This is a genomic window from Acinetobacter sp. Brlt_5 (assembly GCF_051949055.1).
Classification (GTDB): Bacteria; Pseudomonadota; Gammaproteobacteria; order Pseudomonadales; family Moraxellaceae; genus Acinetobacter; species Acinetobacter indicus.
The window spans coordinates 77,374-97,212 of sequence record NZ_JAYJLP010000012.1; the positions used below are offsets into that span (position 1 = coordinate 77,374).

Here is a 19,839-nt window from a genome sequence, read left to right on the forward strand (position 1 = left end):
ATTCAAAGCGGATGTTCTGATTATTAAAACATGCGCGAATAAATTTCAGCTTTTACAACTTGTTGAGTTTGTGCTTTCGTTAAGTAAATATCAAGCTGTGTTCCATCTTTCACAATTTCATGGGTACGATAATGCAGCCCCATGCCTTCATGATCAAAGAACCAGTCGGCCTGTCCCCAATATAAGGTTTTCGGTGCGGTATTTTGCACCTCTGTACTCTGTTCTTTCAGCCATTGCCGATAGGCCTGCTGCACGATTGCATGCATCGCGGTTTGCTGCTCGGGCTGAATAATATCCAGTGCGGTTAAAGCCTGCTGCTGTTGACGATCGGCCACGAAAAAATAATAACGCTCTTTAACTTTTACTGTTTCCTGATGGCTATCCACCCCAATCTGCAATAATACATACTGGTTGCGCTGATAGGCCAGCCGGGTATACAGCGCCAGTTCATAGGCCGGATTTTTGGCAAACTCGGCCTGCCAGGCATCAGATTTTTTCACATAGGCATTCACCGCCTGCTGCAGGCTCATGTCCTGTTTCAGCCCGATCTGGTCCTGAATCACCTTGGCCTGACTTTTGGCAATCCACTGGTTCAGCCATGGATCCTGTGTCTGAATGGTTTGAATATCCAGATCAATACAGTTTTTCTTTTCACAAAATGGCAAAGCAATCTCTGCCGGCTGCTGCTTAATCTGCAGGAATGGCAGCACCTCAGCCTTTTCCTGCTGGAAGATATTTTTTTCAGGACGTGCATCTTCAGCCGATTCGTTTTTCTGGGAAGATGAGTCGCAGCCACCCAAAGACAGTGCCAGCACGGCACAAGCGATAAAACTGATTTTTGTTTGCATTGTTGATCTCTCTTCCTGAAATTTTCCCCATCCTAGAAAAACAGCTTCACGAAGAAGCTGTTTTAACGGCGATAACCCTTTAGTGTTCGCGGGTGTTACGGAACACGATGTCCGGATAACGCTCCTGCATCAACTGCAAGTTGACCCGGCTTGGCGCCAGATAGGTCAAGTGACCGCCACCATCCACCGATAACTGGTCATGGGCTTTTTTCTTGAACTCGTTGAATTTCTTCTCATCTTCACAAGACACCCAGCGTACCGTATTGATGCTGACCGGCTCATAAATACAATCGACCTTGTATTCTTCTTTCAGACGATAGGCCACTACTTCAAACTGCAGCACACCGACCGCACCCACGATCAGGTCATTGCTGTTTTGCGGCATAAATACCTGGGTCGCACCTTCTTCCGACAGCTCTTTTAAGCCTTTTTGCAGCTGCTTCGATTTTAGCGGATCTTTTAAACGTACACGGCGGAACATTTCCGGTGCGAAGTGCGGAATACCGGTAAACTGCAGGTTTTCACCTGAGGTGAAGGTATCACCAATCTGGATGGTACCGTGGTTGTGCAGACCAATAATATCGCCCGGCCATGCTTCTTCCAGGTGCTGACGGTCACCAGCCAGGAAGGTTAAAGCATCGGAAATACGCACGTCTTTACCAATACGCACATGCTTCATCTTCAGGCCTTTTTCATATTTGCCTGAGCAGATCCGCATAAAGGCAATCCGGTCACGGTGTTTCGGGTCCATATTGGCTTGGATTTTAAAGACAAAGCCCGTGAAACCTTCTTCAGTCGCTTCGACCACACGGTCCTGAGTCGGATGCGCTTTTGGTGGTGGTGCATAGTCGCTAAAAGCATTCAGGACATGGTCAACCCCGAAGTTACCCAGTGCAGTTCCAAACAGTACCGGGGTTTGACGACCCGCCAGGAACTCTGCACGATCTAACGGTTCATTGGCCATTTGCACCAGTTCTAAAGATTCTTCAAATGCCGCCCAGGCCAGTTCACCGACTTTTTCACGCAGGTCAGCATGGTCATAGCCATCACGCACTTCAATTTCAGGAATGGTTGAACCAAAACCGGCTTTATACACGTAAAATTTTTCTTCCAGCAGGTTAAACACGCCAGCAAAATCACGCCCGGTGCCCAGCGGCCAGGTAATCGGTACACATTTAATTTTCAGGACGTTTTCAATTTCATCCAGCAGCTCTAAAGGCTCACGGATTTCACGGTCCATTTTGTTGACGAAAGAGATAATTGGCGTGTCACGCATACGACACACCTCCATCAGTTTGATGGTCCGGTCTTCGACACCTTTGGCCCCGTCAATCACCATAAGTGCCGAGTCTACCGCGGTTAAGGTCCGGTAGGTATCTTCCGAGAAGTCTTCGTGCCCCGGGGTATCGAGCAGGTTGATCATCTTGTCTTTATACGGGAACTGCATGATCGAGGTGGTAATCGAAATCCCACGCTCTTTTTCCATTTCCATCCAGTCCGAGGTCGCCGCCCGATCCGATTTACGACTTTTCACCATCCCCGCCACCTGAATCGCCTGCCCCCATAACAGCAGTTTTTCTGTCATGGTGGTTTTACCGGCATCGGGGTGGGAAATAATCGCAAAGGTCCTGCGCGCCGCGACTTCTTTCGCGAGTTGATCTTTAAACATAAGGGAAATCTTCAATATATACACAGTTTGCGACACACATTTTCATGTAAATCCAAGCCGTGAAGGGATAACTTAAAATTGGCGCAATTGTAGCAGATTTCAGCCAACAATCATTAGAGCACTTGGGCCGGAATCGGTTTAAATTTTAAGTGGAAAATAAAAGTATCTGGAGATCGCGACTTTGCGATAAAAACAAACAATCCCCGCATCTGTTTCACTTTAAAATACTTAGCCTTTTCACCGCAGAACAGAACTCACCATATTTCTTTATCATTTGGAAAAATCAGGAAAAATCAGCATCCTCTCTGCGGATATTTTTGCTTTAAATATCTCATTAAAGCCAATTAAATAATAATTACCATCAATAGAGAGTGATATTCAATATCATTTACGGCAGGCTATTTATTCCCCACACTGCATGCACTTTTTTTCAGGGTCCATCCAGAGCGTGTTATGAAATCTTCTCTTTTTTTGCTGTCTTCAATCGGCTTGATGACAGCGCAAGCCTTAGCCTGAAAACGCAAGTAGAGCAAGCCTCCACCGCCAGCAAAGGTATGGCACCACTGAAAGATATTCCTCAAATTGTGAATGAGGTTCCGCAACAAGTCTTAAAAGAACAGAATGTGACCTCCCTGCAAGGCGCATTGCAGAATGTGACCGGTTTAAGTTTTAGTGTCGGAGATGGCCAGCGTGATCAGGTCATGATTCGCGGCTTTTCGGCTATTTCCGATCAGTATGTCGATGGGGTACGCGATGACGCGCTGTATTATCGTGATCTGTCGAATGTAGAACGGGTGGAAGTGCTAAAAGGGCCGGGTTCGGTGTTATATGGCCGGGGTTCAGCAGGCGGCCTGATCAACCGGATCAATAAGAAACCCCTGGATGAAGCACTGCATGAAATCAGCCTGATCGGCAGCAGCTTGGGGCAAAAACGTGCCGAACTTGATTTTGCCGATGCTCTCAATGACCAGCTCAAAGTCCGTCTGACCGGTGCGCTTGAACACTCAGATGGCTATCGCAATCAGAGTTTCGTGAACCGGGAAACTGTAGCACCGTCTGTGCAATGGGATATTTCAAATCGAACCACTCTGCTCTTGCAAGCCGATCATTTGCACGATGACCGTTTGGCCGATCAGGGCTTTCCCATGGACCCGCTGACCGGTAAACCGGTACGTACCAATCCAAAAACATTCTATGGCGCATCCAACGCAAAAGATGTAGGCAATGTCGATACTGAAGTGTCCAGCCAGACGGTTACGCTAGAACATCAGTTCAATGATCAGCTGAAATATCGCGGTGTCGCCCGGCATTATAATTATGCCTTGGACCGGGAATACAGCAACGCCAGTCCAGCAGCAGATCAGGTCACGCTCAGCCAGATTAAACGCATGCGCGATGAAGATGGCATCTTCTTGCAGAATGAATTATCTGGCGTCTTTCATACTGGTCAAATCAAACACGACACCTTAATCGGCACGGAATACAGCCAGCAGCACAAAGATGAAATATTCTGGTTAGGGTCAAAAGCCACGACCGATTTGTATGATCCGGTCTTGCCGCACTGGTCACCGGTCGATACCTCCGCCACACCAAGAGTCAATACCGCCAGCGAATTTGAAAATTATGCCGTCTATGTACAAGACCTGATCAGCCTGAATGAACAGCTCAAGGTTTTGGCCGGGGTACGTTATGATCATCTTTCCCAATACAGGCATGATCAGAAAAATAACAGCAGCATCCAGCGCGATGACCAGACCCTCTCCCCTCGCCTGGGCGTGGTCTATCAACCGACCAAAAAATTATCTTTATATGCCGCCTATAATCAGTCCTTCCAGCCGCTTGCAGATTCATTCGTGTTTTATAGCAACAGTGCCGACCTGAAACCGACCAAAACCAGAAACCTGGAAGTCGGGACCAAGTAGGACATCAATGATCGGCTGAATATAACCCTGGCCGTGTTTGAAATGACCCAGAGCAATATCCAAAATAAAATTCCAGACAGCAATCCACCGCTGGCCATGCTGGCCGGGGAACAAAGCACGCAAGGCGTTGAAGTGTCCTTGACCGGTCAGCTCAGCGATCAATTATCCCTGTTGGCGGGTTATGCTTATATGGATGGAAAAATTGAAAAATCGACCATCGGTCTGGCTGGCAAACAGGCCGCGTTAACGCCCAAAAACAGCGCCAATCTCTGGTTAAAGTATCAACTGGATGAACACTGGTTTGCTGCCGTGGGTGGTCGGGCAGAATCCTCCCGCTTTAGTGCGCCGGACAATAAAAATGTCTTGCCAGGCTATGCGGTTTTCAATGCCGCGCTGGGTTATCAGACCGCGCAGTATGATGTAACACTAAATCTGAACAACCTGTTTGACCGTGATTATTTTGTCTCAGGACATGGTGAGGGGAACGATTCCAATATGATGGGCGACCCACTGAATGCACAGCTCGCGCTTCGTTATCGTTTTTAATATGTGAGGTAAATGGATGTCACTTGACATCCATTTTTAAACCATTTTTTCTTGCAACATCGACCGTGATTTTTTAAACATCTGGCTATCTAAAAACAGTACCTCAATCAGACCCGATAATTTCATTTTGTACTTGCGGCAAGTCTTCCAAACGCTCGACCTCAACCGGCATCGACAGCAAATAACCTTGTAATTGCTGACAACCCAAACGCGCCAGAATTTCGGCCTGTAATGGCGTTTCCACCCCTTCTGCGGTAACCGTCAATCCCAGTTTGGTCGCCAGCTGGATAATACTTTCCAGAATCATTTCTTCTTTGGAATCGCGATACAGGTCTTTAATAAATGCGCGGTCAATTTTCAGCTCATCCACCGGCAGGTCTTTTAAATACAGGAAACTGGAATGGCCCGTGCCAAAATCATCAATCGCCAGTTTCACGCCCATTTCTCTTAAGCGCCTAAAACTACGAATACTCGATTCCACATGATGCATGGCAGTGGTTTCGGTAATTTCAATCATGAGATGACTCGGGTCAATCGCATAACGGCGGAATAAGGTTTCCAAGGTGCTAAACAGATGTTTATGTTCGAACTGTACCGCCGACAGATTGACTGCCAATGGAAACAGGTTCAGTCCCTGCTGTTCCCATTGCTGAATCTGTTTGCAGGCCTGCTCGAGGGCCCAATAGCCCATCTGGATAATCAGGCCGGACTTCTCCGCACCTTTAATAAACATATTCGGGGTCAGCAGACCATGCACCGGATGCAGCCAGCGAATTAATGCTTCAACGCCACAAATCTGCTGGGTGCTGGTGGTAAATTTGGGCTGGTAAAACAGAATAAACTGCTGTTCATCGACAGCTTTATATAAATCATTTAACAGCTTGGTCTGGCTTTTGGTTTCCTGCTGGTCAATGCTGTAATTAAACACCGAATAGGTGTTACGGCCCTGATATTTTGAAGTCAGCATGGCGGCATCGGCATTCATCAGTACATCTTGCAGGTTGTTACCGTGCTCCGGGTACATCGCAATACCAATACTGGCCGAGATATTAATGCTCTTGCCGGCAATCAGGAAACTGTCCTGTACACTGTGCAGCACATTTTCTGCCGCCTGAATCGCATCCTCAACCGTGGCCTGCTCCAGCACCAGCAAGAATTCATCACCGCCAATTCTTAATAATTTTTCCTGCGATTTCAGCTGCTGATGCAGTCGTGTGGTCAGCTGAATCAGCAACTGATCACCAACATGATGGCCAAATACATCATTCACCGCCTTAAAACGGTCCAGATCAATATATAAAAACGCGACATTCTGCTGATTGATGCGCTGGGCGCTAAACAGCAAATGCGCATATTCAGCGAGATATAAACGATTGGGTAATTTGGTCAGATTGTCCTGCACCGCCTGATTGGCCAGCTCACGGTTAACCAGCGACAGCTGGCGGTTACGTTCTTCCAGACGCTGCTCCAGCACGGCCACACTAAAGGCGGCAACCATCACCAGACTGGTCACAAAAATCACGGTAAACAGCAAGATGCCATTACCGGTTTTATAGATCGCATCCAGACGTTCTGTATCAATCGGATAGTAAGACACCGAGGCCATGCCGGTATAATGCATCCCGACAATGGCCAGCGACATCATAATGGCAATCATCACCTTATAGTGACGATGGTAAAGCAAGGTATTTTTAAAACGAAACGCCAGCCAGAAGGTCAGGCCGGAACCACTAATGGCAATGAGCACCGAAAACACCACCAGTAGCGGATCATAATAGGTCCGATGATTCTCTACGACCATGCCCAGCATACCGGTATAGTGCATGCCGGAAATGCCGAGTCCCATTAACACCGCCCCAATCATCAGACGGGCAAAAGGCAGGGTGGGTTTGGTGGTCAGCCAGATGGCAAAGGTGGAAGCAATAAAGGCAATAACGCCAGAAAAAATGGTTAGCGGCAGATTAAATGCGTAATTGGCCGGCAACTGGCAAGCCAGCATCCCGACAAAATGCATACCCCAAATAGCAACGCCAAGGCATAGGCCACTGAGCAAGAGCATGGCTTTTTCAGATTTCTGGCGGATTCCCCCGAGCAGGAACTGCTGGGTTGAAATAGCCAGATAACTGGCCAGAATTGCAACCGCAATTGAACCTACCACCAGGCTAAAGTCATAATGAATATGAACCATAAAAAGCTTCCGTATAGGTTATTTTTTTGTTGTTACTATACTCAACGCTAAATACTCATGAATTTGCCGCTTTAAAAGATAACAATAAAACAAGGAATTAAAACTCAAACTAGAATCTTATACTATCGCATTGAGGTCAAGCCTAAATGCGGTTTTTCCGCCCTGAAAACCGTCATTTTTTATGTTGATTTGCCGGCTCATCTGGATCTTGAGTTATTCAACTCAAAAGCATCAAAAAAGGCCAGTACATCTACCGGCCTTTTTCTCACATCCAAGGTCTTATTTGGCTGTGCCTGATTGTAACTGACTATAATCCAGTAACACATTGGCCGCTTCGCTCACAAAGACTTCTTCTTCCGGCAATGGTGGACGCTGGTTGGCTTTCATTTTGGCCCGTGACTCGGCTTGCGCTTCCAGTGAGGCCTGATAGCTTTCCCAGTTTGGATACGGCGCCAAACCGGTCGCCTGACGACGTACGTTTTCAGCGGCTAAGGTTTTACGCTCCAGCTCAATCAGCTCGGCACGGCGCTGATCTAAATCCAGCACCGCCGTTTTGCGCTCTTCTGCCTGTTTGGCAATATTTTTACGCTCAGTCAGATACTTGAACTGCGGATCAATACTGACCCGGGTCTGCGAAGATTTGGCCAGTTGCGGCACATAAGACTGCACCACACCCTCACGTTTAAATGGTGCGGTGGCAATGGTGTCCCACTTCAGCGCATTCTTGGCCTTACGCTCACCAAATTCTTCATTGTAGATATCTACCAGTTTAATGTCCGGAATCACCCCTTTGTTCTGGGTACTGCCGCCGGTAATCCGGTAGAACTTACGCTGGGTAAGCGTGGCCTGACCATAGGCCAAGGTATCCAGCTGCACCTGTGCTGTCCCTTTACCGGTGGTTGTGCTACCAATCACAATACCGCGCTCATAATCCTGAATCGCGGCTGAATAAATCTCGCTGGCAGAAGCCGAGGCCAGGTTAATCAGGACTGCTAGCGGGCCAGCATAGGTCTGTTCACCGCCATCATTGTCTTCAAACACGCTCACGTTGCCATTGCCATCACGGATTTGTACTACCGGACCCGATTTAATCACCTGACCCAGCATACGTGCTACCTCTTCAAGTGAGCCGCCCGGGTTATTGCGTAAATCGACAATAATCCCGTCGACATTTTTGGCAGCCAGCGTTTTCAAGGCATTGTTGGTGTCTTCCGATACCGAACGGTATTCCACCCCGGCACGGCGCGCCCGATAGTTCAGATAAAATGATGGAATTTCAATCACGCCATAGGTATAGGTTTTGCCATCACGTTGAATTTGCACGGTTCGGTTACGCACCCCGGCATCTTCTTCCTGAATAATGTCACGTACCAACGTCACGGTACGTGCCTGACTCATCGAGGCACCCGGACCGAGTAAACGCAAGGTCACTTTGGTGCCACGTTTACCGCGAATCAGACCGACCACTTCATTGCTTGGCCAGCCAATCACATCCACAATTTTCTCGCCATCCTGACCGACACCAATAATCCGGTCGCCAGATTTGACCTGACCAGATTTACTCGCCGGTCCGCCTTCAACAATGGTTTCAATCTTGGTGTAATCTTCATTGCTGCGATCCGGACGAATCGACACCCCAATCCCTTCCAGCTGCAAGGTGGTCTGACGGTTCAGCTCCATTGCATCAACAGGCGGGAAATAGTTGCTGTGCGGATCATAGGTCAGCATCATCGCATTTAAGGTTTTGTCCAGCACATCATCGCTTTTCAGGCGGCTCATGCGTTCCAGCTGACGGGTATAACGCTTGGTCAGGGTTTCCACCGGCGTCATATCTTCCGGGCCGGATAAATCTTGCCCATTGGCCAGTTCTGGATTTTCCTTGAGGGCTTTTTGTTTGGCCTGCTCTTCTTCTTTGCTGATAGTCAGGTTAATCAGCTGGGACACTAGCATTTTTTGCCAGTGGGCTCGCTGCTCGGCCTGGGTCTTAAAGAACGGTGCTTTTTCACGGTCCAGCTCAATGGTGACATTCGGCTGTTTTAAATTCTGCGGTTTTTTCAACTCGGCCAGCATAAACTGATAAAAGGCCTGCATGCGTTCACGATAGTGCGCATGAATCTGATACGGGCCCGATAAATCACCGGCTTTTAAGGCGGTCCCAAAATTGGCGCCATATTTTTTCTTGTACTGTTCGACTTCATTGGCCAGGAACAAAGTGTGCTCCGGGTCCAGACTATCGATGTAAAAATCAAAAATGCGATTGGAGGTGTTGCTGTCTAAACGCTGGTTCAGGTAATGCTGACGGTCAACCAAGGTCGCTAACTGGCGTGACACCAAGGCCTGTTCCCGGGTTGGAACAATGGTATTGGAAACAGCAGCAGTATTATTGGCAGCAATGGCTTCGTTGATTGCGTGACTAAAGAAGAATCCCCCAGTTGCCACGGCAACTGCACAAGCTATCGTTTGAAGTTTCATAAATAATGTGTATTTCCTTGGTTTTCGACCAGTAGTACAAGGTTGCTTAGCGACGAATCAAGCAGATTCAAAATCTTAAACAACTTAATCTGTTTATGTCGTGTAGTTTTATCATATTCTGTGCTGACAAAATGTAGCAAATCATTGCAGAATTCAGGTATTGTTTTTCGATAAAAATTTGAATCCGGAACCGATATGATTGGCGCATTGATGCTCGACATCGCTGGCACAGCACTTACTCAAGAAGATATTCAACTCTTACAAGCTCCGCAAGTCGGTGGCGTCATTTTATTTGGTCGAAATATTGAATCACCGCGGCAGGTACGCGCCCTGACCGATCATATGCGTCAGGTACGTCCGGATATTTTAATTGCAGTCGATCAGGAAGGCGGCCGGGTGCAGCGTTTAAAACAGGGTTTCACCCTACTGCCGGCCATGGGCCGTTTTGGCGAGCTGTATCAGCAGCAGCCGGAACTGGCGGTCGAGCTGGCTGAACAGTGCGGCTGGCTGATGGCCACCGAAGTATTAGCGGTCGGTATTGATTTCAGTTTTGCCCCGGTGCTGGATTTAAACGACATCAGCGATGTCATTGGCGACCGCAGTTTTGCCCGCAATATGGACGATATTATTGTGCTGGCACGTGCCTTCTTAAGCGGCATGCAGCGCGCTGGTATGGCCACCACCGGCAAGCATTTCCCCGGTCATGGCTCGGTCAAGGCCGATTCGCATGTGGCCGCTGCGATTGATTCACGTTCTTATGCAGAGATTCAGCAAAAAGACATGCAAAGCTTTATCCAGCTGCAAGCCCAACTGGATGCCCTAATGCCTGCGCATGTAATTTATGATCAGGTCGATCCGAACCCGGCCGGTTTCTCTCCGTACTGGATTCAGACCGTGCTACGTCAACAGCTGAATTTTGATGGCGTGCTGTTCTCGGATGATTTAAGCATGCAGGCCGCCTGTGTGGCAGGTGGTGCCGATGCCCGCATTCAAGCGGCCTTAAACGCCGGTTGTGATATGGGACTGGTCTGTAATGACCGTGCCGCCGCCTGTCTGGCACTGGACGGCATTCAGGATTTACCGTTACCAAATCAGGCCCGTTTAGCCCGTATGCGTGGCCAGATTCCAGAAATTCAAATTGGTGATGTACTGGAGCTCGGCCCGGAATGGCAAGCAGTACGCGACCGTATTGTCCGCTTTAAAGACAGCGGCCAGTAATACCGACAAAGGAACAGGACAAGCTGTTCCTTTTTCTTTATGATGCAAATACATAAATCCACCCCGAATAAATAAAAAGAATAGAGGACCTTGCATGAGCCAACCGCTTTCCGAACATCGCCATATATCCTTTACTGCCCACTATACCGGCTATATCTGGTTTCAAATGGGCATCTCGCATCCGGTATTTGCTACTTCAAAAGGCAAGTTTCTGGCCAAATTGGTCCATCCGCTGGAAAGCTGGGCCGAAAAATATGTCGGTGGCAGTATGCGCACCACTCTGAAAGAACGCCACACCATTATTGACCAGCAACTGACCGAGCTGATTGCCCGCAATCCTCGTACCCAGGTGCTGGAAATTGCCTGCGGCCTGTCCCCACGGAGCTGGAATTTCCGCCAGAAATATCCGGAACTGAATTACCGCGAGCTGGATTTACCGGATATGGCCAAGGTGAAAACCGCCGCCTTGCAACAACTGGACCAGCAGGCACCGGAAGTCTTGAGTGCCGATATTTTCAGTGAAGAATTTGCCCAGATTTTTCAGCATTTTGACCCGCAGCAACCGCTGGTAATTATTAGTGAAGGCTTAATCAATTATTTCGACAAGCCGATGCTCAGCAAACTGCTGCATGGGATTTATCAATATGGACAACATTTTCAGGAACTGCATTACTTGAGTGATATTTATCCTGAACCGGTGAAAAACAAACTGGCCAGCTTTATGTGGACCAGCAGTAAATTACTGAAAGTCATGTCACGCAGTGCCTTTAGTTTTCATTTTCAAAGTCCGGGTGAAGTCCGTGACTTTGTTAAAGCCAGCGGTTTTGAGCGGGTCGATATTCTACAGCCGCAGCACTATTTCCACACTCCGGACCTGCCCGCCCCTGAAGAACATTTGGGTGATATTGTCTGGGTGCTGCACGCCTGCCATAAACAGCCCAGTGCCTAAAGGAGAGTTCTGAGCATCATCAGCCCATAAAAAAACAGCGCCTTTGCGCTGTTTTATTTTTACACATCTCAATTTAGGCAATTGCTGCCAGACAGCCTTTTTGACGCTGGATATAACGCAGCAAACGCTCGGCAATATCAAAGCTGCCATGTTTTAATAAAGCGCGAATCTGCTGATCCTGCACTTCAAAAATCAGGCACTCAATCTGGAAACTACCCTCTTCATCTTGGAGTGTCAGGGCCAAATCACGCTCATACTGCGCAGCCCGTTCTGCCTGTCCGTCTTCAAAACGTAGCAATACGCCAAAAAAGTTCAGATCGACAATTTCCGTGGCAAAGCTTAAATCGGAATGACGGTGCGTTAACTGACTAAATGGCTGTTGTACAGCAATGCGTTCTTCTCCACGGCGCTCCATGGTCAAGAGCTGGGCACGGGTCATGGGGATAATACCTTCTAACGACTGAATCGGCTCATCTCTTAAAAAGGTGGCAAACAGGCGCATGGTTTCTTTACGGCGCTGCAACTGCGGCACATGATCAGCATTGGCAATCATGGCAAACTCCATGTCCGGACATTGCAGGGCAAAATTGGCATTTTCATGTGGCAAGGTAAAACTGTCATACTGGCCACAGGCCACCAGCACCTTGCACTGCGGAATAGGAACGTGAGTCAGGCGCAGCAGACGATTACAATTAATATCATAGCGTTCCTGCTCGGTGGCGGTGAACTCGGCCATCTGCCGGAAGAACAGCCGCTTGGCGGTTGGCGACATGCGGGTCGCTTCCAGCTTGGCATGATTGACCAGATATAAAATTACCGCCTGACCAAACTCATCCATGCGCTGCTCTTTCATTAAATGCAGCGATTCTTCCAGCAGCATACGCCAGCTTTTCCGGGTCTTTTGCATGACACCCATCAGAATCATGCGGTCTATCAGTTCCGGACGCTGATGCGCCAGGCAAGAGGCCACCACCGAACCGAGGGACATGCCCAATACCGCGACCTGACTCAAGCCAACAATATCCAGCCAGCGACCGAGCATGGCTGCCAGATCTTCCAGCTCCAGCGTACCGGCAGATATGCCAGTATCGACATTGCTGATTTGCTGGTTGGCGCCCATGGAAGGTAAATCAATCAGGATAATCGGGCCGGCATCAAACAGTTGTTCAACACAGTATTTATAGGAGTTAAAATTCTGAAAAGCGCCCCCGATAATCACCATCGGCGTCATGTGCAAGGTGTCTGGGCGAGCAATCGCCATGTATTCAATCTTCCAACCGTCAATCCAGGTTGTACGCGCTGGCTGTTTGAAACTGTGCTTATCGTAAAGATCAAAAAAACCAAAGTGAGCACTTGACTGCCCGACTTCCGAGTCCATTTGGATAATGGAATTCATATTCCTTTCCTCCATTCTCGCGCTTATTTTTATTGTGCAAGAGATGATTTCTAAAATTGAGCAAAAATCGCATCCTGCTCTTTCATTGTTATTTGTATGACTTCAATGTCCATCGTGTTTCATTCTATACAGGTGTCGTTTTGACACGCAACCTCTTCTGCAACCACTTGTCTGCTTTTAAACAGGAAACAATTTCAAAATGTTTAGCGCTTTTCCGGCTTTCCTGCGGAAAATTCCATCAAACTGCTTCATTGTCCCGACCTAGACTGTTAATATCGAGGAGAAATTTCTAAGTGATCAAACCGCTATGCACGAGTCTATTGAACAATATATGCAAACGGTAGGACAACAAGCGCGCCAAGCTTCCGCAGTTCTGGCAAGTGCTTCTACCCAAACAAAAAACCATGCTTTATCTGCTATTTACACTGCGCTTGAAAACAGTGAAACAGCAATTTTAGCTGCCAACCAGATTGATATGACCAAAGGTCGCAACAACAATCTGGATAGCGCCCTGCTTGATCGCTTAGAACTGACTCCCCCGCGCTTTAAAGGCATGTTACAGGGCCTGAAAGATGTGATTGGCCTGCTTGACCCAATTGGTGAAATTACCGATATGGCCTATCGTCCGTCGGGTATTCAGATTGGCAAAATGCGTGTGCCTTTAGGCGTGGTCGGCATGATTTATGAATCCCGTCCGAACGTGACCTTAGAAGCAGCTTCGCTGGCGCTAAAATCAGGCAATGCCATTATTTTACGTGGTGGTTCAGAAGCACTGGAATCGAATAAAGCCATTGCCGAAGCCATTCAGCACGGTCTGAAAACTGCAGGCTTGCCAGAAACGGCGGTACAGGTCATCAATACCCCAGATCGTGCTGCTGTAGGCCAGTTAATTACCATGTCGGAATATGTCGATGTGATTGTGCCACGTGGCGGTAAAGGCTTAATCGAGCGCATCACCAATGAAGCCCGTATTCCGGTAATTAAACATCTGGATGGTAACTGTCATGTCTTTGTCGAAGCACAGGCCGACTTGCAAAAAGCCCTGCCGATTGCCCTGAATGCCAAAACCCATCGTTATGGCGTCTGTAATGCCATGGAAACTCTGTTGGTGGATGAAGCCATTGCAGATGAGTTTTTACCGCGCATTGCCGAGCTGTATGCGGAAAAACAGGTCGAGCTCCGTGGCTGCGCCGAAACCCAGCGTATTTTAGGCGACAGCGTTCAAACGGCTACCGAAGACGACTGGTATACTGAATATCTTGGTCCGGTTCTGGCCATTAAAGTGGTATCGGGTCTGGATGAAGCGATTACCCATATCAATAAATATGGCTCGCATCATACCGATGCCATTATTACTGAAAACTTCAGTCTGGCACGTCAGTTCATGGCCCGTGTTGATTCCAGTTCAGTGATGATTAACGCCTCTACCCGCTTTGCCGATGGCTTTGAATATGGTTTAGGGGCGGAAATTGGTATTTCTACCGATAAAATCCACACCCGCGGCCCAGTCGGTCTGGAAGGTCTGACCTCGCAAAAATGGGTGGTGTTTGGAGATGGCCAGATTCGCCAATAACTCACTTTTCTAAAGATATGAATGTTCAGCCTTTGCGGAGGCTGAACATTTTTCTGCTGTTTTCCCTGTCTATTCCACCGTACACTGTCTTAAGAATGAGAATAAGAGGTGGACAATGTTCTATTATTTAATTGTGACCACATTTGTTCTGGCACTGCTGGTGTCATTTGTGGTGATGCGTATTTTTTCCAGTTCCATTAACCGTATTCTGGCACGTATTATTCATGATCCGATTCATGAAGCTTGGGCCAGATATACCAAATTTGCCGGTATGGTGGTCGGGACTTCCTCCGGAATCCGGATTTATGACATGGAAAAATACATTACCCCACTCACCTATAGCAAAAACGACCAGAAAATTATTATTGAACTGACGCAGGAACGCTGGTTTCTGGAAATTTACCGCACCTTAATTGAAACCCTGCAAGGCTTGGCCTGGATGATGCTGGTATTTTTCATGGTGGCGCTATTTGCCTATGTGATTGTGCGCTGGTCGGAAATGAAGTATCAGAAACCTTGAATATGAAGGAATAAGAAATATTTTCAAACAGTTCTGTCAGATGCTTTGATTCAAGGCGTGTTATGGTAAAGAGAAGAACAACGCGACTGGACATGACTACTATTTTATTAATAAATGAAATCTATCAACCGATAAATTTTAGTTATTATTCCCGAAAGGGTCGATAGTGCTTAAGTCTAATCTCCTAAAGTCTATCTAGAAGCGATACCCATCCCATGATAAAAATTAGTTATTGATCAAGATTGCACCGTGTTGGAACAGGTGCAGATCAATACGGGATACAAATATTTCAATTAGAATTCGGGTAAAACAACGTGTCTACAACTGTATTAGTAATTAACTGCGGATCTTCTTCAATTAAATACGCGCTTGTTTCTGAACGTCGCGAAGACCGTATTTTTGGTTTGGCTGAAAATTTAGGATCTGCCGAGGCACGTATTAAAGGGATCACTGTCGGAGGTGAACCGCTCGAACTTTCTATTCCGCATGCAGATCATGAAAAAGCCTTAGAAACCATTTTATCGCGCTTGTCACAATACAATCCTCAAGCGATTGGCCACCGTGTGGTACATGGCGGCAGCTTGACCAAAGCCGAGCGCTTAACCCCAGAAATTATTCAACGCATTCGTGAAGCAACCCCACTGGCACCGTTACATAACCCGGCGCACCTGGTAGGCATTGAAGCGACCATGCGTTTATTCCCTGAATTACCTCAAGTTGCTGTATTTGATACGGCATTCCACCAAACTATGCCTGCGCACGCTTATCGTTATGCCGTGCCAAAATTCCTGTACACCGATCATAACGTACGTCGTTACGGCTTCCACGGCACCAGCCATGCCTATGTTTCTGAACGTGGTTCAGAACTGGCCGGCAGCCTGAAACAAGGCGGCTGGTTAACAGCGCACCTCGGCAATGGTAGCTCGACCTGTGCCATCTGGAACGGTGAAAGTGTAGATACCTCTATGGGCCTTACCCCACTTGAAGGTCTGGTGATGGGTACCCGTAGTGGTGATGTAGATCCATCTTTACACACTTTCCTGGCCAGCAACCTGGGTTGGGATATCTACAAAATTGACAAGATGCTGAACAGCCAAAGCGGTCTACTCGGTTTATCTGGCCTCTCTAACGATATGCGTACCCTGATTGAAGCTTCTGAACAAGGCAATGAAGATGCAGCTCTGGCGATTGAAGTGTTCTGCTACCGTTTAGCGAAATCTTTAGCAGCCTTAAGCTGTGGCTTACCGCGTCTAGATGGCCTGTTCTTCACAGGTGGTATTGGTGAAAACTCGGCTTATATCCGTGAAAAAACCCTGTCTTACTTACCACACTTCGGCTTTAACTTTAGCAAAGAGAAGAATGACAGCCTGAAACGTGGCACCGAAGGTCGTATCGATAACGGTACTGGTCCACAAATCTGGGTGGTTCCAACCGATGAAGAAGGCCGTATCGCCAAAGAAACCAGCGCGGTGGTGGAGTCTGAGTTGGGAGCAACTCCGGCAAAAAAGTCTGAATTAGAAACTGCGATTGCTTAAGCAATCGCAGTTTTACCCTGTTTACTTTTGGCTGATTTGAATAATACCTTATGAAAACAATTCTACTTGTCCCGACTGGAGAAGGTGTTGGTCTAACATCTGCATGTTTAGGTCTGGTGTATGCTTTGGAATGCCAGGGCATTAAACCCGGTTTCGTCAAACCTTTCTCTCAAGAATTACAGCCTGAAAACGAACGGACGACAGCGCTGTTTGAGCATGTCTCTAAAACCAAAACGGTTCAACCCATTCCTTATGCACAGGTGGTGCATCAACTGAGCCATGACCAGCAAGATGAATTACTGGAAGAAGCGGTTCGTTTACATCGTGAAGTGGCCAAACAGCATGACCTGATTATTGTCGAAGGTCTGTTACCGAATTTCCGTGACAGCTTCGCAGATGACCTGAATGCCCTGCTGGCTCAAGCCCTAGATGCACAGGTAGTGATTGTCAGCGGTGCCGACATCAACAATCCGCTTCGCTCTGCTGAACGAATTGAACACCAGATTCGTAACTTCGGTGGTGCAGAATCGAACCGTTTACGCGGTGTGCTGTTTATGCGTACCAAAGGTTTGCCAGAAGATTCTGCGCAAATTCCTGTGACGATTGATCCAAACCTGCGTTTACTGTCAGATACCAGCAAGTTTGTGGCCAGCATTCAGCAAACTTATAGCTACATTGGCACAGAAAAACTGCCAGTGATTGGTTTGGTACCATTTAGTAATACCCTGAGCGTGCCGCGCCTGTCTGATCTAGCAGCGCATATTTCTGCCCAGTGGATTCATGAAGGCGAAGCCAATACACGTCGTGTGTTACATAGCAGCCTGATTACTTCGAATATCGAGCATGAACTGCACAAATTTGTGGCCGGCGAACTGATTATTACCGCAGCTGACCGTACCGATGTGCTTCTAGCCAGCAGCCTGGCCAACAGCAACGGTATTCCTTTAGCAGGCTTAGTCTTAACCGAGCAGCATCAACCGAATGAGCAGGCCTTAAATTTCTGTCAAACTGCCATCAAGCAAGGTTTGCCAGTATTACATACCCCTTTAACCACCTTTGAAACGGCGCAACAGCTCTCGACTTTCGGTAACGAAATTCCGGTCGATGATATTGAACGCGCCGAACAGGTGACCCGTTTTGTATCCAGCCATATTGATCCGCAATGGTTAAACTCGCTGATTAGCGGTGCGCATAGCCCACGTTTATCGCCTTCTGCCTTCCGTCATGAGCTTGTACAAAAATCAATTGCAGCGAAAAAACGCATTGTTTTACCTGAGGGTGATGAGCCACGTACAGTTCAGGCTGCGGCCATCTGCCAATCGCGTGGTATTGCGCACTGTATCTTGCTGGCCAAACCTGAAGCCGTAGTTGAAGTGGCCAAAGCCCGTGGTATTGAATTGCCGCATGACTTAGAAATTATTGATCCGGATCTGATTCGCGAAAACTATGTCGAGAAAATGGTTGAGCTGCGTAAAGGCAAACTTAACGAATTACAGGCACGCGAACAGCTTCAGGATACGGTAGTTTTAGGTACCATGATGCTGGCACTGGATCAGGTTGATGGCTTAGTTTCTGGTGCAGTACATACCACTGCCAATACCGTACGTCCGGCCTTCCAGCTGATTAAAACCGCACCTGAATATTCACTGGTATCTTCAGTGTTCTTTATGCTGCTGCCAGATGAAGTTTATGTGTATGGTGACTGTGCGATTAACCCGGACCCGGATGCAGAACAACTGGCTGAAATTGCCATTCAATCTGCTGACTCGGCCAAAGCCTTTGGTATTGACCCGCGTATTGCCATGATCTCTTACTCAACCGGAACTTCAGGTGCCGGTGCCGATGTAGAAAAAGTAGCGCAAGCGACTGAAATTGCCAGACAGCGCCGTCCAGACCTGCTGATTGATGGCCCGCTGCAATACGATGCTGCATCGGTTGAAAGCGTTGGTCGTTCTAAAGCGCCAAACTCTCAGGTGGCTGGTCGTGCCAATGTGTTTATTTTCCCTGATCTGAACACGGGTAATACCACTTATAAAGCAGTACAACGCTCTGCCAATGTGGTGAGTGTTGGCCCAATGTTGCAAGGTTTGAACAAGCCGGTAAATGACCTGTCACGCGGTGCATTGGTCGATGATATTGTGTTTACCATTGCTCTAACTGCAATTCAGGCTGAACAGCAGTCTGCTTAAACAACTGTTTTTAACAAGCTCCGCTTCACCCACCCTGTCGAAAGATAGGGTGGTTTTTTAATTTAGACCAGACGTATCAAATACATCTCATTTTCTGTATAGGTTAGGTGGTAATCACATGCCTTTAACATTAAAAAATAACAACGAAGTTTTTAAACAGATCTTTGAAATCGCCAATCAATTTGACAAAGAGCAAGAAAATTATCTCATTGCGTATTCCCATTTTTTAAATTATTTCAAAAAAACAGATGTACTCACCCTGGATGACATTGTTATCGACATCAGCTTTACCTATTCGTGGATGCCGACTATTTTGAAAAAAATTGATTTAACTGCAGCAGATGATCTGATCAAAATATTTAACAAAGCAAAACAAGGTCATCAATTAACAGTACCAGAACTTCAAACACTCAAAAGTGCATTCAATAACTCTCTTGTCGGTGTATCTAAATTGTTGCACTTTATTCATCCTGAACACTATGCGATTTGGGATAGCCGTGTATTTAGATTCTTAAGCGGCAACGAACCCCATAACTTCGCATTTAAACGTCCTGAAACTTATCTGGAATATCTAACGCTTCTGGACGAATTAAAAAATGAGGCGGTTTTTGAAAGTTTTTATCGTTTAATGCAAGACAAAGTGGGGTATCAGATTTCAGCATATCGAGCTTTAGAACTTGCCTTCTTTAAAGGAGGATAAAGCAAAGCTATAAACAAATTTTGAGAATTGAGAATTGAGAATTAAGAATTAAGAATTGAGAATTGAGAATTGAGAATTGAGAATTGAGAATTGAGAATTGAGAATTGAGAATTG

The 19,839-nt window shown here is 47.2% G+C and carries 12 protein-coding genes and 1 pseudogene; 8 read left to right on the top strand and 5 right to left on the bottom strand.

Annotated elements, in window-relative coordinates; all coding sequences use genetic code 11:
- Positions 1-23 precede the first annotated feature (23 nt).
- Positions 24-848 carry a hypothetical protein gene (locus tag VF685_RS09625; RefSeq protein WP_163145424.1) on the bottom strand — a complete coding sequence of 275 codons (825 nt, stop codon included), beginning with the start codon at positions 846-848 and terminating at the stop codon, positions 24-26.
- Between the two features lie 79 nt (positions 849-927).
- Positions 928-2,517 carry a peptide chain release factor 3 gene (locus tag VF685_RS09630; RefSeq protein ID WP_163145423.1) on the bottom strand — a complete coding sequence of 530 codons (1,590 nt, stop codon included), beginning with the start codon at positions 2,515-2,517 and terminating at the stop codon, positions 928-930.
- Between the two features lie 506 nt (positions 2,518-3,023).
- Between VF685_RS09630 and VF685_RS09635 the strand changes: the two are divergent.
- Positions 3,024-4,985: pseudogene (locus VF685_RS09635) on the top strand (TonB-dependent receptor); the annotation flags it as partial.
- 103 nt (positions 4,986-5,088) lie between these two features.
- Here VF685_RS09635 and VF685_RS09640 read toward each other — a convergent pair.
- Both VF685_RS09640 and VF685_RS09645 read right to left on the bottom strand, forming a co-directional pair.
- A complete protein-coding gene (locus VF685_RS09640; protein ID WP_286384615.1) occupies positions 5,089-7,173 on the bottom strand; it encodes a putative bifunctional diguanylate cyclase/phosphodiesterase in 2,085 nt (694 codons plus the stop codon).
- A gap of 279 nt (positions 7,174-7,452) precedes the next feature.
- The gene (locus VF685_RS09645) at positions 7,453-9,645 is read right to left on the bottom strand and encodes a carboxy terminal-processing peptidase (protein ID WP_286384616.1); all 2,193 of its coding nucleotides are present in this window, start codon (positions 9,643-9,645) and stop codon (positions 7,453-7,455) included.
- 195 nt (positions 9,646-9,840) lie between these two features.
- Here VF685_RS09645 and nagZ point away from each other — a divergent pair, with 195 nt between their 5' ends.
- Together nagZ and VF685_RS09655 are read left to right on the top strand one after the other, a co-directional pair.
- Positions 9,841-10,863, top strand: coding sequence for a beta-N-acetylhexosaminidase (nagZ, locus tag VF685_RS09650; protein ID WP_016658574.1), 1,023 nt, complete (start codon positions 9,841-9,843; stop codon positions 10,861-10,863).
- A gap of 94 nt (positions 10,864-10,957) precedes the next feature.
- Positions 10,958-11,812 (top strand): class I SAM-dependent methyltransferase, encoded by an 855-nt coding sequence (locus VF685_RS09655; RefSeq protein ID WP_075167439.1) that lies wholly within the window; start codon positions 10,958-10,960, stop codon positions 11,810-11,812.
- A gap of 73 nt (positions 11,813-11,885) precedes the next feature.
- Here VF685_RS09655 and VF685_RS09660 read toward each other — a convergent pair whose 3' ends face one another.
- Positions 11,886-13,208, bottom strand: coding sequence for an alpha/beta fold hydrolase (locus VF685_RS09660; RefSeq protein WP_160240959.1), 1,323 nt, complete (start codon positions 13,206-13,208; stop codon positions 11,886-11,888).
- Between the two features lie 307 nt (positions 13,209-13,515).
- Between VF685_RS09660 and VF685_RS09665 the strand changes: the two genes are divergently transcribed.
- The 5 genes from VF685_RS09665 (at position 13,516) to VF685_RS09685 (ending at position 19,725) form a co-directional block, all read left to right on the top strand.
- A complete protein-coding gene (locus tag VF685_RS09665) occupies positions 13,516-14,781 on the top strand; it encodes a glutamate-5-semialdehyde dehydrogenase (RefSeq protein WP_286384618.1) in 1,266 nt (421 codons plus the stop codon).
- Positions 14,782-14,896: 115 nt separating this feature from the next.
- Positions 14,897-15,301 (top strand): hypothetical protein, encoded by a 405-nt coding sequence (locus VF685_RS09670; protein WP_104489087.1) that lies wholly within the window; start codon positions 14,897-14,899, stop codon positions 15,299-15,301.
- A 314-nt stretch (positions 15,302-15,615) separates the two neighbouring features.
- Positions 15,616-16,836: an acetate/propionate family kinase gene (locus tag VF685_RS09675; RefSeq protein WP_005180151.1), complete on the top strand. Its 1,221-nt coding sequence runs from the start codon at positions 15,616-15,618 to the stop codon at positions 16,834-16,836.
- A gap of 50 nt (positions 16,837-16,886) precedes the next feature.
- Positions 16,887-19,025 (top strand): phosphate acetyltransferase, encoded by a 2,139-nt coding sequence (pta, locus tag VF685_RS09680; RefSeq protein WP_016658569.1) that lies wholly within the window; start codon positions 16,887-16,889, stop codon positions 19,023-19,025.
- 118 nt (positions 19,026-19,143) lie between these two features.
- The gene (locus VF685_RS09685) at positions 19,144-19,725 is read left to right on the top strand and encodes a hypothetical protein (protein WP_163141183.1); all 582 of its coding nucleotides are present in this window, start codon (positions 19,144-19,146) and stop codon (positions 19,723-19,725) included.
- Positions 19,726-19,839 lie beyond the last annotated feature (114 nt).